Genomic DNA, 24329 nt, shown 5'->3' with positions numbered 1-24329 from the left:
GGCACTTCCACGGACAGGCCGGAATTCGCTGACCAGCAAAAACGCAGATGACGACCGACCAGCGCGCACACGTACTATGTGCTGGCGGGACAGACACCTGTCCTGGTTCACAACGAAAGCTGCTTCGGGGATAAGTGGAGCGACGCCACCAACCTCGACCAGCACTTTCAAGAACATGGTGAAAGAATGAGCTTTGATACGATGACCGAGTATAACTACGCGGCACAGGACATCATGTGCACATGCGATGGACGCAGACCCAGGGTTTTCATGAAGCAAGATGGCAACGTGCAGCGATTCTTTGACCCCGAATCCGGGGAGTTTGGGGAAACAGGACCGAGGGGTATCACTACTTATTTCAAACCCGACGACGGCCTAGATTATTTCAGGCGCCAGCCGGGGATCGGGAGACCATAAATGAACCTTTACCCGTGCCCTTGCTGCGGATACCTCGTCCACAATTTTCCACCCGGCTCCCACTGCATCTGCCCCATCTGCGACTGGGAGGATGATTTGGTGCAGCTTCGCTGGCCGGACATCAGTGGTGCCAATCAAGTTCCCTTGACCGAGTCTCAACTGATTTATAAAGATATCGGCATCGCGGACAGCAACTCGACGTCCAAGATTCGCCCACTTGCAGACTTTTGGTCGATAGATTTCGGATTTCGCACTATTGACGAAAAAATCCATAACTTCGAGCCGAATGGGGCAATCGAAGCAAACTGGCCGGAGGATCGTACGCGACTATACTGGTGGAGACCGAATTTCTGGAGAAGGTTACATAAAAGCCCTTGATCTAAATCCGCGATTTCCTCATCATCGACGATCAGGGCCGCCACATCTGCCCAGGTCTTCCGCACTTAATATCGCGCCTATATGCCCCGCCAGCTGATCCTGGCGGGGCATCTGCGTGGAACGCCAGCAGCACGCGAGAGGCATCGAGATAAGTATCCTCCTCACTGCCAACTCAGCCCACAGAATTCTCTTGATCAGGATGGGTTGGGCTCGCTGTTCCCCACGGAGTCGTCGAGTGCCGGAGGCCATGGAGCCAGATGCGGCAGAGCGCGGCCCGGCCACAGGAGCGGCGGGTGACGTCAGCAGCATCGAGAGGCCGACCAATCCGACCAATCAGCGTGGCGAGGACAAGCCTCGTTTCCTGCGAAGTGTGGAGATCCACACCACCTACAGTACTACCTCTGACACTTCTTGAAACTCAGATCCCATGCTCGTCGGCATGCCAGTAGTGCACGATCCGAACGAACACGCCAAGCTTGGATTCTACGGAGAACACAGAGTCATTCACTGTTTGATACTAGGCGACAACATAAAGCACGCCTCTCGGATTCAAATCATACTGACCAAAGGGACATGAATCTTACGACGATGAATTTCGTGTCTCCGGGACGATGAGTCACCCTCCCGGAGAACACGAGATTCGAACACTTAACGAATATCACCACCCGACATGGATCGCGCCGTCGACCGCGTCCGGACCTGGCGGCGCGAACGCGACGAGGCCACCGCGCTGCTCCGCAGCGCCGGCTGCCGGGTCAACAGCTTCGTCCCCGGCACCCTCGTCCTCCTCGCCGACGGCACCCACAAACCCATCGAGGACAACCAACTCGGAGACGAAGTCCTCGCCTCCGACCCGGACACCGGGGAAATCGGACCCCAACGTGTCGTGGCCACCATCACCAACGAGGGACCCAAGACCCTCGTCGACGTCAGCCACACCCCCAGCCCCGACCACCTCCCCGACACCGTCACCGACGAACACCCCTTCTGGGTCAACAACCACGGCCACTGGATTCACGCCACCGACCTCACCCGAGGAGACACCCTCCTCACCCCCACCGGGGACCACACCACCATCACCCACGCCCACAGCTACCCCCACCACCACCGCGTCCACAACCTCACCACCAACACCATCCACACGTACTATGTACTGGCCGGGGCAACTCCGGTCCTGGTGCACAATGCCACTCCCGAGGAGAACTGCGACCTAACATTAGGGGCTGGGCCAAACGCCCCGGAGGGAGTTGCCTTCGTTGACGGGAACATAGATGTGAGTGGGGGCCGGGAGCTGATCGAAAAATCCGGACAGGCCCATGGTTGTCATACCTGTTCTTTCAGATCTCCGAACACCCCTAATGGTCGGTGGATACCCGACCACCAGCCACCGAGTAGCCTAGTTCCACCCGGCAGCCCATAAACGGCTTACCCCCACTGCCAGCAGTGCGCCCGCATACAAGGCGGGGTCGTACCACAGCTAAGGAAGGCAAGGAGCAACAAATCATGGTAAAGGAAGCGCCGATAGCTTCATTCATGGCATACATTGAACACGGTTGCCTGATCCTACAAGACGTGGCGAGCGAGGGAGATCTATCAGATTGGAATCCGAACGAAGCGAGTTGGTACCAGGACGAAAGCTCCATAATCTTCAGCGTTATGCCCAGCGTCGTCAATCCCGTCTCCTGCGAAGTGTGGAGATCCACGCCACCCACGACACTCCCTCTAACTCTTTTCGAGACTGAACTTCCTTGCCCACACGGCATGCTAGTAGTGCACGATCCGAACGAACACGTTAAGGTCGCGTTCTACGAAGAGAACAAAGTCACACACTGCTCCGTGCGAGTCGATGACGCACAGAACGCGTCTTACGTTCAGGTAATAATAACCCGAAAGACTTAGAAAACCGCGATTATGGACGCATGGTTTCCGGGGGTGCCATCTCCCCCGGAAACATCACGCCCACCCAGCTTGCGGCGGCACCGTCCGACGGCGTGGCGACGGGCTTCCCCACCCCCCGCCTCGGTTCCTGGCGCAGCCCACCGGCATACGGTGTGGAGCTGGTTCGGCCAGGTGCGGACGTTCTGGGCGGCGAGCTTGGTGAGCTTCCTCCGGCCCAGGCCTCGGATGAGGGACGGGCTGACGCGGGCCCTGGACCGGACGTGGGTGTTCTCGTCGAGCTGGTGAACGGCGACGTTCTCCAGCCAGCACCCGGGTACGCGTACGCGGCCACGACGGGACGCGCCCGGGAGGGACGCCGCCGCCCTCGGCCTGACCTGGGCGTGTTCCGGTTTCCCCTCGCGCAGAGCAGCCGCAGGTCCGAGTACGATTTGCAGCGAACCCCCCGGGTCTGATGTCAAACCTCGGGTTCGCTGCAAAACAACCGCGAAAAGCCGCTCGTGGAGAGCATCCCACCTGCGGCTTTACTCTCGGGTCCTCATCGCCCCTGGGGTCACAACTCCCTGCACAGCGACGAGTGCGATCTGTCCCATCCAGGTCCTCATCGCCCCTAAGAGGGGTCACAACCCTTTTGTGCGCCCAGGACCCGGAGCTCCGCGTTCGGGTCCTCATCGCCCCCTAAAGGAATCACAACGTCTTCGCTGCCTGACATGCGAGGTCGGCACGGTCCTCATCGCCCCTAAAAGGGGTCACAACTGGTAGGAGTCGATCCGCGCCCTGGTGTTCCGGCTGTCCTCATCGCCCCTAAGAGGGGTCACGACGTGCCTCGGCGTGGAGGCGTCACCACGGGGTACCGCCCAGGCTCGCTGGCCCGCTGTCGACGACGATCCTGCCACGGAGACGCCGGGTAGTTGGAGACGGGAGCCACCACCACGTGCAGCCGAATTTCAGCGAACCCCCCGGGTCTGATGTCAAACCTCGGGTTCGCTGCGAATCGGGCGTCGTTGAAGCCGCCCAGGTGTATGCTGACCTGCGACTTTACCCTCGGGTCCTCATCGCTCCTACGAGGAGTTCCAACGTGTCCTCGTAGGCCCCGACGATGACCGGTTCGGGTCCTCATCGCTCCTACGAGGAGTTCCAACGCGGACGTCGCGGCGATGTCCCCGGCGATCGGAAGGGTCCTCATCGCTCCTACGAGGAGTTCCAACTGTGTACGGGCCGGTCAGCGAGGTTGGCCGGGCATAGGGTCCTCATCGCTCCTACGAGGAGTTCCAACTGGTGGCGGGACACGTTGTTCAGGATGACGTGCCGCCCGGTCCTCATCGCTCCTACGAGGAGTTCCAACCCACGTGGGTTGCACGCTGCCTGACTGCGTGCCGCGTCCTCATCGCTCCTACGAGGAGTTCCGACATCCGTTCTTGGCGGCGAGCAGGTCATACAGGCTCGCGTCCTCATCGCTCCTACGAGGAGTTCCAACCACACCGTGCACGCCGGCAGAGGTGTGGCCTGTCGGGTCCTCATCGCTCCTACGAGGTTCCAGCTGAGTGACAGCTTGGGATCGAGCAACGTGTTGCGGCTTCTCGCACCGTAGACACCTCGTGACGTGGCCAATCAGGTGTGGTCACCAGGCGTGGGATCGATCGACGCCATCCACGTGTATCCTGACCTGCGACTTTACTCTCGGGTCCTCATCGCTCCTACGAGGAGTTCCAACCGGCCGCGTACGAGGGGACCTGAAGCAGGCCCGGGAGTCCTCATCGCTCCTACGAGGAGTTCCAACCTCCTGTGCTGGGCGGCCTGTCGCGGTGACGTGCGTGTCCTCATCGCTCCTACGAGGAGTCCCAACCGTGGGTCTTCGGTCCCGTGGGTGGTGTCACGGCCTTGTCCTCATCGCTCCTACGAGGAACTCCAACCGGCGGTAGGTCCATCCCCTCCGCTGGGCGCGGCGTCCTCATCGCTCCTAGGAGGAGTTCCTGCGCCACCCTGTCCGCCTGCTCCGGGGTGTGGTCCGTGGTTCTCTGAGTTCCGGTGCGGGCCTCGCGAACCGGCGCCAGGTCGTCCAGGACCTGGGAAGCGTTGACACCCTGTGACCGCCTGTCAAACCTCGGGTTCGCTGCAGAACAGCCCCCAGAATCCCACTGTAGATACCTTGTGACCAGCGACTTTACTCTCAGGGTCCTCATCGCTCCTACGAGGAGTTCCAACGTGAGCTGACCCGCCTCTTCGTTCCGGCGGAGCTTGTCCTCATCGCTCCTACGAGGAGTTCCAACATTTCGGCGATGCGCTGGTCTGCGGTCACAGCGGCCGGTCCTCATCGCTCCTACGAGGAGTTCCTACTCAACGACCAGGAGTGCCGGGCTGGTCCGGAATGCCCTCGGGGCTCCTGCTGGTTGTGTCATCGCGGTCGTCAGGGCACGGTAGGCTTGCGCACGGAGATTTCAGCGAACCCCCCGGGTCAGATGTCAAACCTCAGGTTCACTGCAAAAGCGCCGCCAAAAGCACCGTGCAAGAAGGCCCTGACCAGCGACTTTACTCTCGGGTCTTCATCGCTCCTACGAGGAGTTCCAACGCATTGAGGCCAGCGAGATGGGGCGCGTGTCGGACGGTCCTCATCGCTCCTACGAGGAGTTCCAACGCGAGCCCGAGTCCGACGAGGACGGCGGGGAGGGGGTCCTCATCGCTCCTACGAGGAGTTCCAACTCTGGTTCGCGCTGCGCCGCGACTTCCGCCAGCCCGGGTCCTCATCGCTCCTACGAGGAGTTCCAACAGCAGGATCGCGGCCAGGTGGATGTGGTCGGCGTTGTGTCCTCATCGCTCCTACGAGGAGTTCCAACGCGTACCTGTACGCGGCGACCTGAAGTGCGGTTTCGTCCTCATCGCTCCTACGAGGAGTTCCAACAGTGTCGGTGCGGCCCTGCACAATCGGGTGGCAGCCCATTCACGCTGCTCCTAAGGAGTTTCAGGTGACGACGAGTGAGGAGATGCAGCGGTGGTCTCCACCTCCCGCACATCACACGATGACCACGAGCAGGTTCACACCGTTCTCCTCGCCCGGGAACGGGCCATCCGGGACAAGGATGTGCTGGCGTCGTCATCGGTATACGTGCCCGACGTGACCGTCTTCGCTCTCGCGCCCCCGCTGAGCCTGCGAGGACAAGCCGCGTTCGATGAGGCGGGAACGCGCGCCTGGTACGACTCCTTCACCGGACCCATCGGTCGGCAGCGGCGTGATCTGGTGGTCGAGGTCAGCGGCGACGTCGCCTGTGCCCACTGCCTGGTCCATTTGACCGGGCGACGCACCGACGGCGTCGAGACCGATCTGTGGTTCCGAGAAACCCTCGTCCTGCGCCGCCACGACGACACCTGGCTGATCAGCCACGAGCACGCCTCGGTGCCCCTGCTGATGGACGGATCGGGAGCGGCCGCCACCCAACTCCATCCGTAACCAGCAGACCGCCACCAGGCCACGCCGCAGCGAACCCTGCGAAGGACCTGCGTCCCCATCTCTTCCGTCCCACCTGCTACCGAAGGTCGGAGTCGTAAGGGGTGCGGTCCAGCCGAGAAACTGGCGGGAACCCCCGCGCGCAAGCAAGGTTGATCACGCACTCTGGATGGTGAGTCGCGGGCAGGCGATCGGGTCGGCCTCGTCTGGGCGTCGAGGACACGCGCTCGTTACCGCTTCCATCTGGATCGCGCTGCTGCCGCCTTCCCTATCGCGGTTACGAGGAGTTCCATGGCCAGCGGAAACGGGCACCTTGTCGCGATTCTGGTGATGAAGGTTCAGAGCGACCAGAAACGACGTTACCTATCCTGTGGTCTGGTAGACATCGCGACATGGCTGATCTTCAGGCGGTGGTGTTCGACTGGCGAGGTACCCTGGTCACGACCTTGAATTCCGAGCAGTGGGTCCGCGAGGCCCTGCGCTTGTTGGGCCGTGATCAAGGGGCTGCGTCGGTAGCCGCGGTGCACGGTGCCATCGAGCGTGCAGCCGGCAACCCGAATCGCCTTGAAGCCGCAGGGGTCGACAGCGATAAGGGGTTGCACCACGACACCTACTACTCAGTCTTCTCCGAAGCCGGACTCGACGCTGAGTTGGCGGATGCGCTGTACACGGTCGAGTCCGACCCCGCGTACAACCACTTCGCTGACGACGTGGCCGAGACACTTCACGCCGTGAGCGCACGCGGATGCGGAGTGGCGATCCTGAGCGACATCCACTTCGATCTCCGCCCGGTGTTCGCTGAGGCAGGCTTGGATCGCTTCGTGAATGCCTTCGTGCTGTCTTTCGAGCGTGGCATGCAGAAGCCTCAACTGGCCATGTTCCGATCCGCACTCGACGAGTTGGGTACGGAGCCGCGTCGAACCTTGATGGTGGGCGACCGCGCATCGTATGACGGCGTCGCGGTCGAGCTCGGTATGCCGACGATGCTCGTCCCTCCACTCACCGATGCTCGGCAGCGGCGCCTACACCATGTCCGGAACCTCGTGGGTTCGGTTCCCACGTCCTCGTGAAGGCGCCGATGCAGGAGTGGCGCGGAGTCCGTCAGCGCTCCTACGGGATCGAGCGCCGCTGAGCGGTTCGGGGCCATCGCACCGGCAGATCTGACCAGGTCTTTCCGTCCCCCACGTGTGCCATCGCTGATCTGGTCTGCCCGAGGACACGCGGACTCGAGCGTGGTCGCTGGCCCGAAGCGGTCCTGGCCCGGCGGTGCGGCCCTAATCACGGCCATCGACCCACGACCAGGGAGTCCCCAGCGGTCAACCGCCGGGTGGGAGGCGGCTTCCGCCCCTCGTCACACGGCTCGACCACGGAAGAACAGCGGCTACCACCAGCAGCGGAGGTCAGCGCCAATCCAACGACGACGGAGGAACCGCGGGGAGCGGAGGAGTGGGCGGCGTCCGGCCCTCCGCCGGCGGGGGCCGGGGTCGGGCGCCGAGGTCTGCTGCCGCGACGCCTCCCCCGGTCCTCCCACACCCTGTGGACTGGCGCTGGTGACCCGACTCTCAGCCGGCTTCCGCGCCCGGCTCCGCCGCGAGTCTCCGGCGCAGTTCGCGTTTGAGGACCTTGTGGGAGGGGCCCAGCGGCAGTTCGTCGACGAAGCGCACGGCCAGTCGCTGCTCGTCTACCTCCCGGACCCGGCGGCGGTGGAGCGGGAGGACCACCCCGCGGCGTAGCGCCAGGGCGAGCCCGGCACCGTTCCTCTCGGGCCTCACCGGACGCCCAGGGGGCGTCGTCCCGGAGTGTGCCGCACGATGGACGGGCGAGTCGCTGGGGTGTTACCGAAGTACGTACCGAAGGCATCGGATTCAATTCCGTTGAGTTCAACCCCGGTTTCCTGGTGAGGGAGGGAGCTGGCTCCGCGCCAACGGCTTCTCCTGGTTTTCGTTGCGGGTCCTCGGGCGGAGTTGGTAATGTTCCGTCGAGCGTTGGGAACGGAATTTTCCTCATTCTCGGTTCGGATCGTGTTCTGTTCCTCCGATGCTGGTCGGAAACGTTCCACGCCGGCGGGTGGCGTTTCCGCGTCGGGTGTTCCTCGTGCGCTCCCACCCCTGTCGGATGACCCTGCCGTGTCGGCGAACTCGTCGAGGGACAGGCCCGGACCCCCGATGCCTCGGCGGTGCGCCCGGAGCGGGCACCAGAACGAACCACGAAGGACGTGTGGCTGTGATCGCTAGGCAGAACACCTCGCACTCGAGCGCGCCCGACACCAGCGAGACCGGGGCCGCCCTGTACCTGGACCTGTTGGAGAGGGTGGTGACGAACCTGATCTACGAGGACGACGGAATCCCGAACCGGTACCTCCCGGACGGCCGGTTCGACCTCGACCGTCGCCAGAACGGGATCGACTGGCCCAGCGTGGCGCACACGATGGTCGGCCTCAAACGTGTGCGGAACGTGCGTTACTGCCTCGAACGCGTCCTCGCCGAGGGCGTACCCGGCGATTTCATCGAGACCGGTGTGTGGCGAGGGGGCGTCTGCGTCTTCGCCCGTGGCGTGCTCAAGGCGTACGGATGCACGGACCGCGCCGTCTGGGTGGCCGACTCCTTCCAGGGCATTCCCGATACCGGCCCGGACGGCCACCACCTGGACCGCGCGTTGGCGTTGCACGAGGCCAACCATGTCCTGGGTGTTCCCCTCGATGTCGTGCGACGCAACTTCCAGCAGTACGGGCTGCTGGACGACCAGGTCCGTTTCCTGCCCGGCTGGTTCAGGGACACGCTGCCCACCGCGCCCATGGAGCGGCTGGCGGTGTTGCGCCTGGACGGTGACCTCTATGAGTCGACGACCGACGCCCTCACCAACCTGTACCCGAAGCTCTCGCCGGGAGGGTTCGTCATCATCGACGACTTCGTGATCGAGGCGTGTGCCCAAGCCGTGCACGACTTCCGGCAGCGGGCGGGCGTCGAGGAGCCGCTGGTCGCGATCGACGACGGCGGCGTCTACTGGCGCCGCGAGAACTGAACCAGCGGCCGCGCCCGGGATGCGCGGGGGTGCGGAGGGGGGCTTCCGCCTCGCCCCCGGCACCCCGTACCCGGCGGTGCCCCTCCCGTTGGCTGGCGGGGCGGCACCACGGACCACCGCGCGCGAATTCCTGGTCCGGTGCGCCGTCCCGCCCAGGGACCGGACGAGACGGAGTCGCGACGTGCGTGCGCTGTTCTCGATCTTCCCCACGGTCGGGCATCTCTACCCGATGATCCCCCGCGTCAGGGTTCCGGGCGGGCGGCCACGAGGTGCTCTTCGCCGTGCCGCGCGACTGCACCGCCCAAGTGGCGAGTGCGGGTTCCACGGCGTTACCGACGAACGCCTCGTTCGACTCGGCGGCGTTGATCGTCGAGCTGGTGAAGGAGCCGTGGACCGTCGACCCCCGCGACCCCGACGACCGCCACCGAACCACCCCGTACCCCCTCACCGAGGACACCCTCGCCGAGTCCGTCCGGACCGTGCGGTCGTGGTCCCCGGACCTCGTGGTGGTGGATCCGGGAGGCCGGCGCCCAGTTGGCCGCCGAACGTGCCGGCGTGGCCTGGGTACTGCTGCCGTGGGGATGCTGGTCCCGCCGGATATCCCGGTCGCCATGACCGTTCCCGTGCTGAGGACGGTGGGGGACCTGGAACGGCGAGCGGGTGTCGAGTCGATCTCGGGACGGTTCGACCCCGGTCGCGGGCCAGGTTCGTGATCGCCTGGCTGACCGACGCCTCGTTCTCCGGGGCGAGGGCGGACGCCACCCCGTCGATGAGCACGATCCGGGCCTTTTGGGCAGCTCCCTGGCGATGGACACCCGCTGGCGTTCCCCTCCGGACAACTGGGCCCGGCCTCACCCACCCGGGTCTGCCAGCCGTGCGGAAGACGGTCCACGATCTCGTCGACCCGTGCCGCGCGGGCCGCCTCCCGCAACTGGTCGGCGGTGGCGTCCGGTCGAGCGAGCCGCGGGTCCTCCTCGGTGGTCGCGTCGAACAGGTACACGTCCTGGAAGACGACGGGTGGAGGGCGAAGACGTCGTCGCCACGGACTGCCCGCTGGTAGTGGTCCGACGGGACGTCGGGAGCGTCCTCGTCACGGCCGCCGCTGGCCACCACGTCCGCCAGGAACTCCGTCAGCATGTCCCGCTCGGGGAACACGTCCACGACGGCGAGCCCCGCTCGGGCACCGACCTGGACCGTCAGGCGCCCGCCAGCGCACCGGGGCCACCGGGAGACGTGGACCACCGGACCCCAAGTGGCCGGGAGTGTGGACCGTCCCGCGCCGGGGCGCTGGTGGGGGGAGCTGACGAAGGCGTGGCCGGGACCGGCGCGACCTCCCGTGTTCGTGAACGCGGGCGCCGCCCGCTCCCCCTCGGTCCACCGGCCGGCGGTGAGGGAGGGGTCCCAGCGCGCCCTCCGGAAGCCCCTCAGCCCGTCCGCAGCGACAGTTCGTTCCCCCGGGTCTCGTCGAAGGGGACCGTCAGGGTCAGGTAGCCGTTGTGCGGGGCCCGGACGTGGTCGCGGTAGTCGGACACCGCCTCGATCGCGTTCTCGGCGACGACCAGCGCGCCGGGGCGCAGGTACGGCTCCACGAGCCTCAGGACGGGGAGGTAGAGGGAGAACGCCCCGTCGAGCAGGAGCAGGTCCACCGGCTCGGCGGGCTCCGCGCGCAGCGTGTCGAGGGCGTCCCCGACCCGGACGTCGACCAGGTCGGCCAGTCCCGCCTCCGCGAGGTTCTCCTGGGCCCGTGCCGCCTTGGCGGGCTCCAGCTCCGTGGTGACCAGGTGACCGGCGCCGTTGTCGCGCAACGCGGCCGCCAGGTACAGGGTCGAGACCCCGAACGACGTCCCGTACTCGATCACGAGTCGTGACCTCGTGGTCCTGGCGCAGACGTAGAGGAACTGGCCGAAGGTCGGGGACACGCTGAAGTAGTTGTCCGCGTACCGGTGGTACAGGCTCCGGTAATCGCGGGCCTCCTCTTCCAGCGTCCGCCGGATCAGGTCCTCGTCCGCCATCGCCCCGCCTGGGCGGTCCTCCAGGACGGGTTGGTCGGCGGCCTCGGCCTCCTGGTGCAGACGTGCGATGACGTCGGCCACCCGGGGGTCCGTGAGTGAGTTCATGGATGCTCCTTCAGTAACAACAGGGCCGGCACCGGACCGGACGTGGGCCCCGCACCAGGTGAGGTGGCACTCCGCGTGCTCCGGTTCGGGTCGACGGGCGTGGATGGGACGTGGGGGCGCCGTGCCGCCCGGTGCGCGGGCGGGATCGGCGGGTGCGGGCGGGTCCGGGGCCTCGGGCGTCGTCGGCCTGCCCCGCTCGCTGGTGTCGCCCTCGCCAGGCCCCGGAGCCACCGGGGGGAGTGGTCGCCGGCTGAGGAGCGGGAGGCGCTCCCGGTGGCAGCCTTCGTCAACGGTCTCCTCCCACCCGGTCAGGGAGCGCGGACGTCTCGGTGGGAAGGACCGAGGGCGGCGTCCCGACCTGCCACCTGCCGCCGCACCCCGCGAGCCGGTCGGCCCTCCTCCCGGGAGAGGCTCCCGCACTGCCCTCGACGATTTCCGAGGATGTCGTGGAGGGGAGCTGGAGTGCGGCTGGGCGGGCGCGGGTTCCCGATCCGCCAGCGAGCGGATCACCCGTGCGGTGGGGGCGGGGTAGCTGGTCGCGCCGCGCGGTGGTAGCGGAGCTGACCGTCCGGAGGGCCTGGTCGCCAAGAGGGCCGCTGACCGGGGCGGGGAGGATCGCCGGACCGCCGGTCATGCCCGAAACCGCCTCGACGAGGTCGTATCCGACACCGGAGGGGAGCGGGGTCACGGTGGAGACAGCGAGCCCGGCCGTCGCGCACAGCCGTGCGTAGTCGTTCCGGATCCGTTCCCGGCCACCGTCATCAGCATCATGTTCAGGTCGCTGAGGTAGCGGCGTCGACCACGGCCGAGGCGGTTCCGGGCGGCACGGGTTGGACGATCAGCACTTTCCCGGACGTGGGCATCGCCCCCGGCGACAGCGCAGGATGGTGGCCGCACGGTCGTCGTCCCAGCCGCGCATGATGCTCTTGAGCGGGTAGAGGTCCCTCCCAGGCGGAACCGCCGTGAAGCAGTCGCCGGCGCTGGTCTCACACCGGTCGCCCAGTCCGGTGGCGCGCGTGGCGGGGTTCGTCACCGAACTGGTCCGTCCGCCAGTTCGAGCTTGATCGCCACGTCGAGCGCGTGCGTCGCGAGAGCGCTGTACCCACAGCGCATCAACGTGGCTCGCGCGGTTCTGAACTCCGTCATCGATGCTCCTCTGGTACTCCGTCATGAGCTGTCCGGACGTCCTCGGGCTGTCCCTCCGCCCGTGCCCGCGCCGCACGCGAGGAGGCGGAGGGAGGAGACGCGCGTCGCGTTCCGGCGGGCCTTGGGTCGAGCCGGTCGCGCGTCGGGGTGGGGAGCGGGCACGACCCCTTGCCGTCGGCCCGGGTCAACGGAGCTGGCGGTTCGCATCGTGGCCGGAGCATCACCCGCCCAGGTCGCCCACCAGCGGCTCCCCCGTGCCCTGGCACCGGGTGACGCACGGTGCTGTCGACATCGTGTTGGCCCCTTCCCGCTGGTCGGAAACCAAGGATGTAGTGCGGATCGGACGAAGTCTCTGTGGTGGCACCGAACGGTTTTCCGAACGCCGTCCGGGCACTACCGAAACCGGCGGCCACGTCGTCGTCCGGGGGACGGGAGACGGAGCGGAAGGCGGAGGAGTCCTGGCCGGACGAGGGGCCGCCGCTTCCGAGCGACGGCCCGCGTGGCGCGGAAGCCCGGCACTCCCGGGTTCGCTCCCGTGCGGTGGTCGTCCACTCCGCTTCGCGGTGGCGGCCGTGCCACGAATCCTGGCGTCAGTCGCGGAGTGGGCGGCGGTGGAACAAGACGAGGTCTGGTTCTAGAACCACCCTGGCCCTCCCATGACGCTGGCCGGTGCTGTGATCAGGGTGGATGGCGGAATCGCGGAATCGTGGGGAGGGAAATCCGCTGTGGTGGGTGAACGGTGGTCCTAGGACCATTGTTGTCCCGACCGTGCGGTGTTAACCTCGTTCCGAATTCGACCCGGGATGACGTTGTTCGCGAAATCTGGTCAGGAAACTCCGCTAACGGTTCGCGGTGGACGGAACGAGGTCGTTGTCCTCCAGTCGTCGAACGTTTTCCTTTCCCTGTCGTCAAACCTGTGCAGACGGAGCCGTGTCAACAGGCGAACTGATCTTTACGGAATTCGACGAGAAGCGCCCGTTCCGCCGTGCTGGTCACGCGCTCGTCGGACGCCGGGAGCACCTGCGAGCGGTCCGCACCGCGCTGGCGGCGGTCGCCGCAGGAGACGAGGCCGTCATCCTGGTCGAGGGCGGCGCTGGAACCGGGAAGTCGGCGCTGTTGCGGGCGGCGGGGAGCAGCGCCCACGGCCTCGGGCTGCCCGTGCTCCCCGTGTCTGCGAGTTCGTACGAGGCAGACGAACCGTTGGGATTGGCACGGCGGATCTGCGAGGCGGCGGGCACCGAACCCCCAGCGCTCGTCGACGACATACCCGAGGCGCGCCGCGTCGTCTTGGAGCGGGTGACGGCGTGGGCGCGTGGCGCGCCGGCGCTCCTGGCCATCGACGACTTCCAGTGGTGTGATGCCGCCTCCCTGCGCTGCCTGTCGTTCCTGCTGCGGCGCGGGGTTCGCGGTCTCGGTGTCCTGGCCAGCCTCACCACCGGGGTCAGCGGTGCGGACCCCGTGCTGGTGGACGAGGCGCAACGCTCCCACCCCCGGCCGGTCCGGGTCCGGCTCGGTCCACTCGGTCGGGCCGAGGCCGACCGCCTCGTGGCCGGCGTTCTCGGACCCGTACCCGCCGACCTCCGGGCCGCGCTGTTCGAGTGGACGGGAGGGAATCCGTTCCTGCTCGACGAGGTCCTCACCGAGCTGCCCGGCCACCCGCGCGGTCAGGTCACCGACATCGTCCCGCGAACGGTGTACCCGTGGTTGTCCGGGTTACTGGCCAACGGCAACCCGGTCTGCCTGCCCGTGGTACGTGCGTTGGCTGCCCTGGGCGACCACGCGAGCCCGACGGTGCTCGGTGAGGTCGCCGGTCTCTCCGCCCTGGAGGTCGACTACGGGATCCGCGCCCTCGCCGAGCTGTCGCTCCTCCGGCCCGGCCCTCGACCGGCGTTCGCCCATCCGGTCGTCGAGGCCGCCGTGGCCAGGCAGATCACGCCGCATGAGCTGGTGAGGCTGCGGCTGGTCGGGGCCCGGTGGCTCGTGACCACCGGCGCGCCCGAGACCTCGGTCATCTCCTACCTGGTGGACAGCGGTGTCGCCGACCACCCGGAGGGCGCGGAGCTCGTCGTCGCGACGGCGCGTGGGATGGTGGACCGGTCACCACCGGAGGAGGCGGTGGCTCGGTTGCGGGACGCGCTCTCACGTCGACTTCCGCTTCCCGTGCGGACGGAGCTGCTCCAGCTGTGCGCGCGGGCGGAGTTGGACCTGGACGTGGGGCTGGCGGAGCGCCGGTTGGGCGAGGCCGTGGTCTTGCTGGGGTGCTCGCGCCGGCCGGCGGTCCTGGTCGACCACGCCCGCGCGTTGCACGCCCTCGGGAGGTTGGACGAGGCGGCACGTCTGCTGTGCTCCGTCGACGCCGAGACGCCCGCCGGGGAGCGAGACCCCGCGTTGCGGGACCGTGTCCGCCTGGAGCTCGCTACCATCGTGGCCGGTGACCCGGCGGTCGCGATGGCCCCGACATCCGATCCCCGGGACGCCGTGGCAGCGGTCGTCCACCTGTTGGTCGATGGCGGTGTTCGTGGCGCACCGCGTCACGGTCTCGCCCTGGGCGACCTGTGGGACCTGCTCACCCCGGCCGCTCCCGACGGGCTGCCGTTGACGTGGTTCACGGCGGTCCGGGCACTTCTGTCGGCAGGCGAGGGCGCGGGTCTGTTGTCCTACGCCCGGCTCTGGGTTTCCGCCGCCCGGCAGGGAACACTGCGCCTGGCGCTGGGGCACGCGCAACTCGCCGAGGCGTTGTTCCGCCTCGACCGTATCCGCTGCGCGGGGGCCGCCGTCAACGACGTGTTGCGGCAGTGGGAGACGCTGGACCACCCGGGCGGGTGCCTTCCGATCATCGCGGCGATGCCCCCCGTCCTCGACACGCTGATCGAACGCGACGAACTGGACTCCGCCGTCGAACTGCTGCGGCAGCTGCCCCTCAACCCCGACCGCCGTCCGCACTGGCACCAGCTGGCCCTGCTGCTCCGCCGTGGCAGACTGCGCAGGCTGCTCGGCGATCCGGCGGGTGGCCTTTCCGACCTGGTGCGGTGTGGCCGGGTCCTCAGGGAACGCGGTTCCCGGGTTCCGCATCCGCTGCGCTGGCGTCGTCACGCGACAGTGGCCCTGCTGGACCTCGGCCGGCTGGACGCCGCGCGCCGACTGATCGACGTGGAGCTCAGCGACGTCCGACGACGCTCCCCAGTGGGGAACGAGCTCGGGGTGACCCTCAGGCTCGCCGGTCGGGTGGCCGGGCCCTCCGTCGGCCTGGGGTTGCTCAGCCAGTCGGTGGAGGTGTTGGAAGCCGGTGGCTCACGTGTCGAACTCGCGCGGTCGCTGGGGGAACTGGGAACGGCCCTCTCCCGGATGGGCCGTTCCCGAGCGGCACGGTCGCGGTTGCGCCGCGCGTGCGGGCTGGCGGAGGAGACCGGGGCGGTCAGGCTGAGGGCATGCCTGGAGGCCCGGCTCCGGGACGCCGGGGGGCGGGTGCGGAAACAGGTGACGGGCGTCGGCGCCCTCACGGCCGGCGAGCGCCGGGTCGCCCGCCTGGCGGCGACCGGCCACACGAACCGCCAGATCGCGGCCGAACTCTTCATCACGCGCCGTGCCGTGGAGATGCACCTGACCCAGGTCTACCGGAAGTTGGGGATCAGCGGACGCGGTCAGCTCGCCCGTGCGCTCGACGACGCCGACGACCCGGTGGTCCGGCATGGCGTTGTTCCAGCGGGTCGGTGACCAGGGGCGGCGGCGGATCGCGGCGGAGGGGAGGGTGCCACCCCCGTCCCACCGGGCTCGTCGGACCTCGCACCAGAAGTGGCGGGTGAGGTGGCGCCCGGGAATCATCTCACCCCGGGTGCCGTCTCACAGGGCGGGCAGCCGCAACGGTCGACCCGCCGCCACACCGCCGTCGACGGGGATCGAGACCCCCGTCAGGTAGGAGAAGTCCTCGGAGGCGATCGGGTCGTTCGGCTGCTCGCCTGGCCCGCTGGCCGAGAGCTGGCTTCGCTCGAGGACGGTGACACATTCACCCTGACTCCCATCGCGCGGACGTCGACGGACTCCGACGGACACTACGAGCTCCGGGTTGATCCCAGCGTTGATCTGGGGAGGTTCGAGTCGGAAGATGGTCTGGTGGAGGTGAGCCTGGACGTCCAGGCTCCCGAGGGGCAGGCGAGCTACCAGGGCACGGTTGCCCCCGAGGAGGCATTGGGCGGGACCTTCTCGTCCCGGGCCGCTGGGGACGAGGTGGTGGAGCCGTCCCTGCCCAGCGAACTGGACCTGACGTTGGAGCCTGCGGGCAGCGTGGCTCGGTCGGACGTTCCCGCCGACGATGACGGTCTGGTGCACGCGCAGTACGTCAACCTTGGCGTGCGGTGGACGAATGTGGGAGCACTGTTCATCAAGGTGACCGGCGTGTGGGGAGAGCTCCAACACCTCAGCGGTGCGAATGCCGAGTTGGGGGTGGGAGTCGCCAGTAACAACGGTTCCTACAGCGCCAGTGGCACGGTGAACCGGGCCTCCGACACGACGATCGGGTTTGGCCGGCACGGCCGGTACACATACCGATTCTTCGACACCCAGCGCCCCTATGCTCGGTACACACGGTGGAACTGTTCGGGCACCCGGAGTACCTCGACGGTGCAACCGCTCGCCTACGGGGGGAACGCGGGAGGGCGATCGCGGTCAGCGAGTGCGCATATTCCTCCGAACCAGCCCCGATCGCGATGCGCTCCGTACGCACCCCGAACCATTCATGATCAGACCGTGACGAAGGCAAGTACCTGGGCTACGGGGGCGAAGACCTCATCTCTTATTGGCATAGATCTGTCCGCACGTACGGGTTACTCGAACACGGCCAAAACTCGATTCGACTTCGTGGAGGCAGGCCGCGCGGTTTGCGGTACCCGGAATCACCCCGCTCAGCGAACCGAACCAGGGCCGGGCACTCTCGTTGTCCAGATGTACCCGTGAGGGCGCGGGGGTGCGCCGCCCTCCTGGCGGTCCTGCTCGCCGTCGCTGGGTGTTCCGGCGGACCTGCCCGCCACGGTCCGTTGCTGGCGGGGGGTGGCGTCGATGCCGAGCCGCATGCACGGGACTGCCTGCCTCCGGACGGGCGGACGCGCACGTCGACGACCAACGCCGGACCGGTCACCAACGAGGGCAGCGGTCCGGTCACCGTCACCGGGGTGTCACCCGCCGACTCGCCGGTTTCGACCGGGTGGACACCATCGAACACGCCGTGCGGGAGTGCCTGAGCTGAGGCCCCCCGTCCGAGACCGTCCCTCGCTGACTGGGCGCGGGTCCCGCGACCAGTCCCCGCGCGCCTCCCGAAGGTGCGCGAGGCAGGGTGGCGTGGCCCGAGTCCGCCGGACGCGGTGAACCAGGCGCCCCCAGCGCCGGGCGGGCCGGGCGAGGCCCGTAGGCCCTCGGGCTTGCTCATGACGCGTCGTTCCCGGGCGGGCCCGCTCGTCCTGACCCGACCGCTGTTCTTGGCCGCCGCTGCGCCCCAGCTCTCACTGGCGGCCTACGCCCACCAGGACCTGCCCTTCGAACGGTTGGTGGAGGTCCTCAACCCGACCAGGTCCCTGTCCCGGCACCCGCTGTTCCAGGTGATGATCGCTTTCCAGACCACCACGGGAACGGTCTTCGACCTGCCTGGACTCGACGCGCGGCTCGAACCCGACGCCTCCCGCATCGCCAAGTTCGACCTCACCTGCGGCCTGCACGAACGCCGAGGGGAGGACGGAGGCCCGGCCGGCATCAGCGGGGCACTCGAGTACGCCACCGACCTCTTCGACGAACCCACCGCCGCCTCCTTCGCCGATCGGTTGGTCCGGTTGCTGACCGATCTCGTCACCGGTCCGGACCAGGCCCTCAGCTCCTGGGACCTGCTCGGCTCCTCGGAGCGGGAGTTGGTGGTGCGGGGGTGGAACGACACCGAGCTGGCGGTGCCCCCGGTGTCGGTGGCCGGGTTCGTCCACCCCGGGGCGCCTAGGTGGTCGTACTCCTCCGCTGGTTGCTGATCAGCATGGCCGGGAACCGGGGTGCGGATCGCCGCGGAGCCCGCACCCGCCACCCGTGAGGACCGGATCCCGGGCGGCACGGCCACCACAGGGCGATGGGTCATGGCCCGGGTGCGGCGGACGATACCGGACGATGAGCTCGCCCCCGCCCGGCCGCCGATGCTCGGGTGCCACCGCGTGCGGCGCGGTACCTGGGCGACTGGGCTCGCTGGAGCTCCCGGCCGTGTTCACGGCACCAGCTGGAGCCGACGACAGGTGAGCCGCGACGCGGCCGCGACACGGACAACGCGCGGCTTCGGCCCCGGCGGTGGCTTCGGCCCCGGTGCCGGCGGCTTCGGCCCCGGCGGTGGCGGCTTCGGCCCCGGCTCCACACCCGGTGGCCCCGGCGGTATGGCCGGCGGCGGTATGGGCGGCGCCGGCGGCGGCATGGGCGGTGGCGCTGGCATGGGCGGTGGCGCGGCCGGCGGCGGAGGCGGCATGGCCGGCGGCGGTGCCCGAGGCCGCGGCGGACAGGGCGAGGACGACGGCGAGCACAAGCGCGCCGACTACCTGCTCGAGACCGACGACGTCTTCGGTGACGGCCGCCTGGTCGCGCCCTCCGTGCTCGGCGACCAACCTCCGACCGGACGGTGACCGTGTCACCACGAGGGCGCATCACGCTACCGGCGATCGCCGTCGACGTGATCCAGACCAGGCTCCGGGCCACGCTCCCCGCGGCATTGAAAACGGTCGGCTTCGGGTCCACCGAGGACGAACGCAGGATGCTGCACCAACGAGCGTGGCAGGAGTTGGAGGCCCGGGGCCTGGTCCGGACCGGTGACCTCGACCCGTTCCTGGAGGACGCGTTCCAGATCCTCGCCCGGCCACCACTCGCGGTCTGGGCACTGCTCCAAACCGATCGGGAGAACGGCATCGACGCGGTGATCGCGGCGAGCGGTGATTTCGCGGTGCTGGCCATGCAGTCCGGCCCCGAGAACGCTCCCCGCGAGGAGAAGGAGCTGGTGCTGGAGGCGGTACGCCCCACCGGTCTGGCGCACGTGGCGGCGAGCCTCCTTCCCGAGCACCGCCCGGGCAAGGGGCAGTCGGTGAGCTGCCCCTCGGATCTGATCGAGAAGGCGACGGCGAACGCGTCCCCCGGGCCTGGCGGGCTTCGCGCCTCCCTGACCTCCCATGGGATGCGTCCCGGGGAGGCGGAGTTCATCGCCGAGGTCCTGACCAGCGAACGCCTCCGGTACGGGGAGTTCAGCACGCGCTCCTTCAACCGGCTGGCGGGCAAGACCACCCGGTCGGCCTACCGGGTCGACGTGTTGGACACCTCCATCGGCCGGTACCTGTTGCAGCACAAGCCCGACGGTCAGGGAAGGCCCTGGTTCGCCATGGCGCCCACCGACCGGACTCGGATGGCCGGGCGGATCCAGGAACTGATCACCTCGGTGACCACCTGAGGGAACCGGCGGAACGGGGGGGCGGGTGTCCAGCGTGGACGCCCGCCCCCTTCGTTTCTCCCCGGCGCGGGAACCGCGAGGACTGGGGGAACGGTGGCGTTCCTCCCTCGGGTCAGGAGCAGCGGTGCGCCCTTCGGCGGTCTTCCCGCGGTCCCCCGGGTCGGAGCTGTATCTTGCGAGGGCGCACCCGCACCCCGTGTGCCGCGAGCCGTGCCGGTGGCCGACGTGACCGGCCCTGGAGGCCGGTGCGTTCACCCGTACTCGAAGATGCGCTTCGCGGGCTGTCCAGGAGGCAGCGATGTACTTCACCGACCGTGGGATCGAGGAACTCGAGGACCGCCGGGGCGACGAGGAGGTGTCCTTCGGCTACCTCGCCGACAGGCTGCGTGCCTTCGTCGACGAGAACCCGCGGTTCGAGGATGCCGTGGAGCGACTGGCGACCTACCTCGCGCGGGACGACGGCGACGAGGACGCGGACTGAGCGACCTGGTACCCGGCGGGATCTCGGGAGCACACGCGGCCGCTCCCCCGCGTTCAGCGGATGCGGTGCCCCTTCCGCCACACGGCCCAGGTGAGGGGAACACCTGGCCGGTAGGCCAGGTGGGTGGCCGAGGGCGCGTCCAGGACGTGCACGTCGGCCCTGGCCCCTGGCCGCAGGACGCCCACCGCCCCTGGCCCGGCCTCCCTGCGCAGTGCCCTGGCACCGCCCCAGGTGGCCGCTCGCACTGCCTCGCTGACCGACATGCCGAGTTGCAGCACGGCGGTGGCCACGCAGAACGCCATGGAGGACGTGTAGGACGACCCCGGGTTGCAGTTGGAGGCCAAGGCAACGGTCGCCCCGGCGTCCAGGAGCTCCCTGGCGGGAGCGGGTGGTTGCCGGGTGGAGAGGTCGCAGGCGGGCAGCAGGGTGGCGACGGTGTCGGAGCCGGCGAGGGCGTCGATGTCGGCACCGCTGAGGTGGGTGCAGTGGTCGACGCTGGCCGCTCCCACCTCGACGGCGAGCTCCACTCCTGGCCCGGGGCCCAGTTGGTTGCCGTGGACCCGCAGGCCGAGGCCGCGTGCCGAGGCGGCGGCGAGCACCCGGCGTGACTGGTCGAGGTCGAAGGCGCCGGTCTCGCAGAAGACGTCGGCCCAGCGGACGTGCGGGGCGACGGCCTCGAGCATCGGTCCGGTGACGAGGTCGAGGTAGGCCGCCGCCCCGGTGCCGGGTGGGACGAGGTGCGCGCCGAGGAAGGTGACGTCGTCGGCCTGTTCGGCGGCGATCCGCGCGGCCCGTTCCTCGTCGGCCACGGTCAGCCCGTAGCCGGTCTTGGTCTCCACGCAGGTGGTGCCCTGGCTGGCGGCTTCGGCGAGGTGGCGGCGCAGCGTGTCCCGCAGGCTGTCGTCGGTGGCTGACCGGGTGGCGGCGACGGTGGTCGCGATTCCCCCCGCCCGGTAGGGCTCCCCGGCCATCCGGGCCTCGAACTCCGCGGTCCGGTCCCCGGCGAAGACGAGGTGGGTGTGGCTGTCCACCCAGCCGGGGAGGACGGCGCGGCCTTCCACGTCCACGCGGAGGTCGGCCGCGGGTGCGGTGTCCTCGGGCCCGACCCAGGCGACGCGGTCCGCGTCGAGTACGACCGCCGACGACGAGGGGCGGCCCAGGTCCGGGTCGTTGGTGGTCAGTTCGCCGATCCCGGTGATCAGCGTCGCGCTCATGGCGGCTCCGTCCCTTCCGCACGGTCACCCGTTCCGTCCTGGCCAGCCAGCCACGGGGTCGCTGCTGCTCGCGTGCCCCCGAGCGCCATGTCCGGCACGGGTCCGGGCGCGGCCAGGCTCACCCCCACAGCTGACCGATCACCTCCCTCATCTCGGCGCTGACGTCGGGTACGCGCAGGTGGATTCCGGCGGAGACCACCTGCTCGCCGTCGATGACGACGTCGACGACGTCGGAGGCCGTGGCGGCGTGGATGGCCGCCGAGGGGTCGACGCCGGCCAGCCGCACGCTGTCGAGGTCCAGGGTGACGATGTCGGCGCGGGCCCCGGTGTCGAGCCAGCCCGCGTCGGGCCAGCCCAGGGCCGTGTGCCCGGCGGATGTCGCGGCGCTCCACAGTTCCTGCGGTGTGAAGTGGCCGCGGGTCTCCGTTCGCAGACGTTCGTGGAGTTCCACGGCCCTGGCCTCGGCGAAGACGTCGATCACGGAGTGCCCGTCGCTGCCGAGGGCGGGGGTGCCGCAGGCGTCGGCGAGTGCCCTGCCCGGACCGATGCCGTCCGCCAGGTCCTGTTCGGTGGTGGGGCACAGGCAGACCGACGCGCCGGAGGCGCCGAGTTCGGTGATGTCGGGCACGCTGAGGTGGGTGGCGTGCACCAGGGTGGTGTCGGGGCCGAGGGCTCCGTGCCGGCTCAGCAGCTCCGTCGGTGTGCAGCCGTGGGCAGCCCGGCACATGTCGTTCTCGGCGCGCTGCTCGGACAGGTGGGCGTGCAGCGGGGCCCCGTGGCTGGTCGCCCAGTCGGCGACCACGCGGAGGCCGGAGGCCGGGACGGCGCGGACGGAGTGGATCGCGGCTCCGATCCGGACTCCGGGTGCGGCGGTCTCGGGTCGACCGGCCAGGTCGGCGGCCCGCACGGCCCACCCGTGGGCGTCGTTGTCGCCGAACCGCAGCTGCACCCCTTCCAACGGTTTGTCGATGCCGCCGGTGAGGTAGCAGGTGTCGAGGAGGGTGATGCGCGGGCCCGCCTCCCGGGCGGCGTCGACCAGGGCGAGCCCCATAGCGTTCTGGTCGTCGTACCGGATGCCGCCGATGTCGTGGTGCAGGTAGTGGAATTCGCCGACCGAGGTGATCCCCGCGAGGGCCATCTCGGCGTAGACGAGGCGGGCGAGGCGGCGGTAGCTGTCGGGGTCCAACCGCTCCGCCAGCGAGTACATCTGGCGTCGCCAGGTCCAGAACGTCCCGCCCTGGAAGTGGGTGCGGCCCCGGAGGGCGCGGTGGAAGGCGTGCGAGTGGGCGTTGGCCAGTCCCGGCACGGCAAGCCCGGTCAGCCGGGTGGCGTCAGGAGGGGCGGCGACGCCGGGGACGACCCTGGTGAGGCGGCCGTCGTCCTCCTCGAACAGGACGCCCCACTCCACTCTGGGCAGTTCGCTGCCGACGAGCGCGTAGGGCGCCCACCAACGCCTCACCACGGGGTTCTCCCGGTGGTGCTCGTCAGGTGGCCGAGGACGGTGGCCAGCGCCCTGGCGCCCGCTTCGCAGTCGGCGGGTTCGGCGTGCTCCGCCGGTGCGTGGCTGACCCCGGTGGGGTTGCGGACGAACAACATGGCGGTGGGCACCTCGGCGGCGAGGATCCCGGCGTCGTGGCCGGCCCCGGTCGGCAACGCGGGAACGTCCCCGAGGGTCGCGGACAGGGTTCGGCGGAGTCCCTCGTCGAAGGTGACGGGGCCGCCGTAGGACTCCTCGACGACCAGCAGCTCGCAGCCCTCGTCGGCGGCGGCGTCCTTGGCGGCGGCGGTGACCTGTTCGACGACAGCGCGGGTGGCGGCGTCGTCGGCGGCTCTGGCGTCCAACCAGAGGTCGGCGCTGGAGGAGATGACGTTGGTCCCGCCGGGGTTCGGGCTGAGCCTTCCGACGGTGGCGCGGGCGCCGGGTACGGATTCGCCGATGCGGCGCGCGGCCAGCACGGTCCGGGCTGCGGGGACCAGCGGGTCGCGGCGGTCGGACATCGGGGTCGCGCCCGCGTGGTTGCCCTCGCCGAAGAAGGTGAGCCGCCACCGGCCGTGGGCCAGGATCGAGGTGGCCAGTCCGACCGGGGCGTCGAGTTCGACGAGCCCTCGGCCCTGTTCGACGTGGAGTTCGACGAAGCAGCCGATGTGGCGCAGTGCCTCGCCGTCGCGACCGATGCGTTGCGGGTCGAGGCCCGCACCGCTCATCGCCTCGGCGAGGGTCATGCCGTTGCCGTCCATCAGCCGGGCGGCGTCCTTGGGGACGATGCCCCCGGTGAGCAGTCGGGAACCGAGGCAGGGCACCCCGAACCGGCCGCCTTCCTCCTCGGCGAACACGACGACCGCCAGTGGGCGGCGGGGTACGTGGTCGCGGGCGCGCAGCAGGTCCACCGCCGCCAGTGCCGAGGCCACGCCGAGCGGACCGTCGAACGCGCCGCCACCGGGAACGGAGTCGAGGTGGCTCCCGGTGACGATGGCGTTGGGCCCTGGTGGTCCCCACCAGGCCCACAGGTTGCCGTTGCGGTCGGGGCGGACATCCAGGCCTCGGCGGTCGGCCTGTTCACTGAACCACTCGCGCAGTTCCATCTCCGCGTAGTCGAAGCCGTGGCGGGAGAAACCACCCCGCCTGCGGTCCATTCCCACTCGTTCGATCCCGGCCAGCAGGCCGGTAGCACCTTCCGCCATGGCTCGCTCCCTCCCATGCCGTCCTCTCGAACGGTACGGTCGCCGACGGGCAAGATCCAGCCGTCGTTCCCGTCCGTCCTCCGTGTCC

Annotated in this window: 16 protein-coding genes and 2 CRISPR repeat arrays; of the genes, 12 read left to right on the top strand and 4 right to left on the bottom strand. The window is 68.9% G+C overall.

Translation table 11 applies throughout. The features are described 5' to 3' along the window. Positions 1 to 417 precede the first annotated feature (417 nt). The 7 genes from C1701_RS15045 to C1701_RS27410 all read left to right on the top strand — a co-directional run bounded on the left by C1701_RS15045 (position 418) and on the right by C1701_RS27410 (position 9867). Entirely contained in the window at positions 418 to 795 is a 378-nt protein-coding gene (locus C1701_RS15045; protein WP_103056055.1) for a CPCC family cysteine-rich protein, read from the top strand. Positions 796 to 1465: 670 nt separating this feature from the next. Then, on the top strand, positions 1466 to 2215 hold the full coding sequence (locus tag C1701_RS15040; RefSeq protein ID WP_103056054.1) for a polymorphic toxin-type HINT domain-containing protein: 750 nt from the start codon (positions 1466 to 1468) through the stop codon (positions 2213 to 2215). A gap of 1523 nt (positions 2216 to 3738) precedes the next feature. Beyond that, positions 3739 to 4168: a CRISPR direct-repeat array (repeat unit 30 nt; unit sequence GTCCTCATCGCTCCTACGAGGAGTTCCAAC). 1061 nt (positions 4169 to 5229) lie between these two features. Beyond that, positions 5230 to 5590: a CRISPR direct-repeat array (repeat unit 30 nt; unit sequence GTCCTCATCGCTCCTACGAGGAGTTCCAAC). A 90-nt stretch (positions 5591 to 5680) separates the two neighbouring features. Continuing rightward, positions 5681 to 6136: a YybH family protein gene (locus C1701_RS15035; RefSeq protein ID WP_103056053.1), complete on the top strand. Its 456-nt coding sequence runs from the start codon at positions 5681 to 5683 to the stop codon at positions 6134 to 6136. 389 nt (positions 6137 to 6525) lie between these two features. Beyond that, entirely contained in the window at positions 6526 to 7203 is a 678-nt protein-coding gene (locus C1701_RS15030; protein WP_103056052.1) for an HAD family hydrolase, read from the top strand. A 480-nt stretch (positions 7204 to 7683) separates the two neighbouring features. Next, entirely contained in the window at positions 7684 to 7866 is a 183-nt protein-coding gene (locus tag C1701_RS27415) for a hypothetical protein (RefSeq protein WP_337661687.1), read from the top strand. A 490-nt stretch (positions 7867 to 8356) separates the two neighbouring features. Continuing rightward, positions 8357 to 9154 carry a TylF/MycF family methyltransferase gene (locus C1701_RS15025; RefSeq protein WP_248783903.1) on the top strand — a complete coding sequence of 266 codons (798 nt, stop codon included), beginning with the start codon at positions 8357 to 8359 and terminating at the stop codon, positions 9152 to 9154. 281 nt (positions 9155 to 9435) lie between these two features. Further along, complete coding sequence (locus C1701_RS27410; RefSeq protein ID WP_337661686.1) at positions 9436 to 9867, top strand: hypothetical protein; 432 nt, start codon at positions 9436 to 9438, stop codon at positions 9865 to 9867. Positions 9868 to 10578: 711 nt separating this feature from the next. On the opposite strand, the gene C1701_RS15015 is transcribed toward C1701_RS27410, so the two are convergent. Then, positions 10579 to 11271, bottom strand: coding sequence for an O-methyltransferase (locus C1701_RS15015; protein WP_026420633.1), 693 nt, complete (start codon positions 11269 to 11271; stop codon positions 10579 to 10581). A 2076-nt stretch (positions 11272 to 13347) separates the two neighbouring features. Between C1701_RS15015 and C1701_RS15010 the strand changes: the two genes are divergently transcribed. The 5 genes from C1701_RS15010 (at position 13348) to C1701_RS14985 (ending at position 20345) form a co-directional block, all read left to right on the top strand. Then, the gene (locus C1701_RS15010; protein WP_337661685.1) at positions 13348 to 16131 is read left to right on the top strand and encodes an AAA family ATPase; all 2784 of its coding nucleotides are present in this window, start codon (positions 13348 to 13350) and stop codon (positions 16129 to 16131) included. A gap of 1703 nt (positions 16132 to 17834) precedes the next feature. Further along, the gene (locus tag C1701_RS15000) at positions 17835 to 18419 is read left to right on the top strand and encodes a condensation domain-containing protein (RefSeq protein ID WP_103056049.1); all 585 of its coding nucleotides are present in this window, start codon (positions 17835 to 17837) and stop codon (positions 18417 to 18419) included. Between the two features lie 255 nt (positions 18420 to 18674). Continuing rightward, a complete protein-coding gene (locus tag C1701_RS27405) occupies positions 18675 to 19052 on the top strand; it encodes a hypothetical protein (RefSeq protein WP_337661684.1) in 378 nt (125 codons plus the stop codon). Further along, complete coding sequence (locus tag C1701_RS14990) at positions 19049 to 19864, top strand: ESX secretion-associated protein EspG (RefSeq protein WP_103056048.1); 816 nt, start codon at positions 19049 to 19051, stop codon at positions 19862 to 19864. Before C1701_RS27405 ends, C1701_RS14990 begins: the two co-directional genes overlap by 4 nt. A 298-nt stretch (positions 19865 to 20162) precedes the next feature. Continuing rightward, positions 20163 to 20345, top strand: coding sequence for a DUF6104 family protein (locus C1701_RS14985; RefSeq protein WP_026419260.1), 183 nt, complete (start codon positions 20163 to 20165; stop codon positions 20343 to 20345). Between the two features lie 53 nt (positions 20346 to 20398). Here C1701_RS14985 and hutI read toward each other — a convergent pair whose 3' ends face one another. The 3 genes from hutI to C1701_RS14970 form a co-directional block, all read right to left on the bottom strand. Continuing rightward, positions 20399 to 21559 carry an imidazolonepropionase gene (gene hutI / locus C1701_RS14980; RefSeq protein WP_026419261.1) on the bottom strand — a complete coding sequence of 387 codons (1161 nt, stop codon included), beginning with the start codon at positions 21557 to 21559 and terminating at the stop codon, positions 20399 to 20401. Between the two features lie 118 nt (positions 21560 to 21677). Further along, positions 21678 to 23018 carry a formimidoylglutamate deiminase gene (locus C1701_RS14975; RefSeq protein ID WP_026419262.1) on the bottom strand — a complete coding sequence of 447 codons (1341 nt, stop codon included), beginning with the start codon at positions 23016 to 23018 and terminating at the stop codon, positions 21678 to 21680. Beyond that, on the bottom strand, positions 23015 to 24241 hold the full coding sequence (locus tag C1701_RS14970; RefSeq protein ID WP_030105032.1) for an allantoate amidohydrolase: 1227 nt from the start codon (positions 24239 to 24241) through the stop codon (positions 23015 to 23017). Before C1701_RS14970 ends, C1701_RS14975 begins: the two co-directional genes overlap by 4 nt. Between the last annotated feature and the right edge of the window lie 88 nt (positions 24242 to 24329).

The organism is Actinoalloteichus sp. AHMU CJ021 (assembly GCF_002895405.1).
GTDB classification, from domain to species: domain Bacteria; phylum Actinomycetota; class Actinomycetes; order Mycobacteriales; family Pseudonocardiaceae; genus Actinoalloteichus_B; species Actinoalloteichus_B caeruleus.
The sequence above is the reverse complement of the archived record's forward strand: the minus strand, read 5'-3'. Positions and strand labels throughout refer to the sequence as shown.

Excerpts from the sequence above, each read along its gene's own strand:
- C1701_RS14985 (WP_026419260.1), top strand. The coding sequence starts at position 20,163 with ATGTACTTCACCGACCGTGGGATCGAGGAACTCGAGGACCGCCGGGGC.
- C1701_RS15040 (WP_103056054.1), top strand. The coding sequence starts at position 1,466 with ATGGATCGCGCCGTCGACCGCGTCCGGACCTGGCGGCGCGAACGCGAC.
- C1701_RS15030 (WP_103056052.1), top strand. The coding sequence starts at position 6,526 with ATGGCTGATCTTCAGGCGGTGGTGTTCGACTGGCGAGGTACCCTGGTC.
- C1701_RS15045 (WP_103056055.1), top strand. The coding sequence starts at position 418 with ATGAACCTTTACCCGTGCCCTTGCTGCGGATACCTCGTCCACAATTTT.
- C1701_RS15000 (WP_103056049.1), top strand. The coding sequence starts at position 17,835 with ATGACGCGTCGTTCCCGGGCGGGCCCGCTCGTCCTGACCCGACCGCTG.
- C1701_RS14970 (WP_030105032.1), bottom strand. The coding sequence starts at position 24,241 with ATGGCGGAAGGTGCTACCGGCCTGCTGGCCGGGATCGAACGAGTGGGA.
- C1701_RS15015 (WP_026420633.1), bottom strand. The coding sequence starts at position 11,271 with ATGAACTCACTCACGGACCCCCGGGTGGCCGACGTCATCGCACGTCTG.
- hutI (WP_026419261.1), bottom strand. The coding sequence starts at position 21,559 with ATGAGCGCGACGCTGATCACCGGGATCGGCGAACTGACCACCAACGAC.